The following is a 1683-nucleotide window of genomic DNA, read 5'->3' as shown; positions in this document are numbered from 1 at the left end:
GTATGTGTCAAGTTTTTCTCGACATAGTTTTCCCACCAATATTTCAGGTCTTATCAAAATGTACACTTGCCTAGACTAACGCGCTATCGCTTGTTCCCCTTGGTGGTGCGTGACGGTTCTACCGTTCCAGAACCATCACGCACCACCAAGGCTATGATTTAAAAACTTTTAACTAGCTGACCCATAGCGGATGAATGCGCCCCATACAGAGGTATTCTGCCTTGTTTAGCACCTATGGAAGCTTTGGTCGGCTGACGCAGTAGGGCAGCCACTCGGATTCCCTTTTTCACGTCTCTTTGTTTTCTTGTGCTTCGTTGCTGGTTCGCCAAATAAGCTTGTCGTAAGGTTTGATTTCGTATGCCTTGCTTAATCTTGACCATCGCTTCTCCACCTGCCTGACTCCAATGCATCCCGCGTTTTTTCATGCGGAAGGACACCTGTCGTTGATGGGATTCCATCGCTCCTAGTTTCCTGGCATCTGCTGGGCAGTCGGAGATAACCTCCCGCCAATCATAAATACGCTGCCAGTTATGAAGAATATACTGGCGAAAGCGTTGCACTTTCTCGATCTGTTTGTCGTCTTCTAACGTACTTTCATACGTATCTACTTGTAGTTTAAATGCCTCTAAATCACGGGTCTTTATCGCCTTGCGGACCGCCTTTTTATTTCCCTTTTCTTCGGAAGGAAAGGTGCGGTTCACGCTCTGAGCTACATGATAGGCATCCAACTGGTTGAGCACCTGATGCTGGGATTGGGAAAAAGCCGTTTGAAATCGTTCTGCCGTATAACCGTTGCCACCATCACTATTTGTCACTACTTGGGTCTGTTCTAGGCTGTAACGACTGGCTGCCATCGTCTGAACCCCCTCCCAAAAAACATCTGTTGGCTGGGTGGTCAGAATAACGGTTGGTTCCTTCAGAGAGACACGGTTTCCTCGTTTCTCCCATCCTTCATACAAGATAGCGTGTCGCACTTCCATATGCTGTTTCTTTTGACATCCACGAATAAAGACCCCGTCTGCCTCTGCATAAAAATAGTCCACTTTTTTCCCTTCTGGTAAAGAAGTAGCTTCTTCCATCTCTGTCACTCGGTCTTGATCAGCTTGAGCTTGGGCTTTCCCTACCACTTTCACCATCTGTCCCACCGTTTGATGACTCAGCTGGACAGGCGTCCATGCTTCTAATGTATGGGCTACTTCTCTATACGTGCTTTCACTGGCCATCTCCGCTACTTTGACCTCCACCAAGGGGCTGTAGCGCTGCCTCTTCCGCAAACCGATCCATTCATCGAAGGGATAGATCGCTTGACCATTGGGTTTTTTCATCAAGGTACGATCGAATGTTACCATTCCAAACATAAACTGGATACTTCGGCTATCGGTACGTTCTCGCTTCCATCCTTCTGCCAATCGTTGAGATACCAGTACACGATCCAGTTCTTGGAAGACTTGCCCTACTAAACTTGTGAAGCAACCATACATCAGGCGATGGGCTTCTTCCTCCATTTCAATGACATTCGTTGTATCCTTTATTAATTCATATAGTTTTGATATAATTAGTTCCATGAGAAGGCCTCTTTCGTAAATGTATTATGCCCTGCAAAGCATACATTTTATGATAGAGTACCTTCTCTTTTTTGGCTAGGGGATTTTTTATCACTTTCGAGTATTATTTTACACATAC

The 1683-nt window shown here is 45.8% G+C and carries 1 protein-coding gene; it reads right to left on the bottom strand.

Translation table 11 applies throughout. The features are described from left to right. Positions 1–158 precede the first annotated feature (158 nt). Complete coding sequence (locus ACFO3P_RS14545; protein WP_289584840.1) at positions 159–1565, bottom strand: ISLre2 family transposase; 1407 nt, start codon at positions 1563–1565, stop codon at positions 159–161. Positions 1566–1683: the final 118 nt, after the last annotated feature.

Origin of the sequence: Oceanobacillus aidingensis, from assembly GCF_042654105.1 — a bacterium.
Lineage (GTDB): Bacteria > Bacillota > Bacilli > Bacillales > Amphibacillaceae > Oceanobacillus > Oceanobacillus oncorhynchi.
Note: the sequence above shows the minus strand (reverse complement) of the source record. Positions and strands in the feature narration are given on the sequence as shown.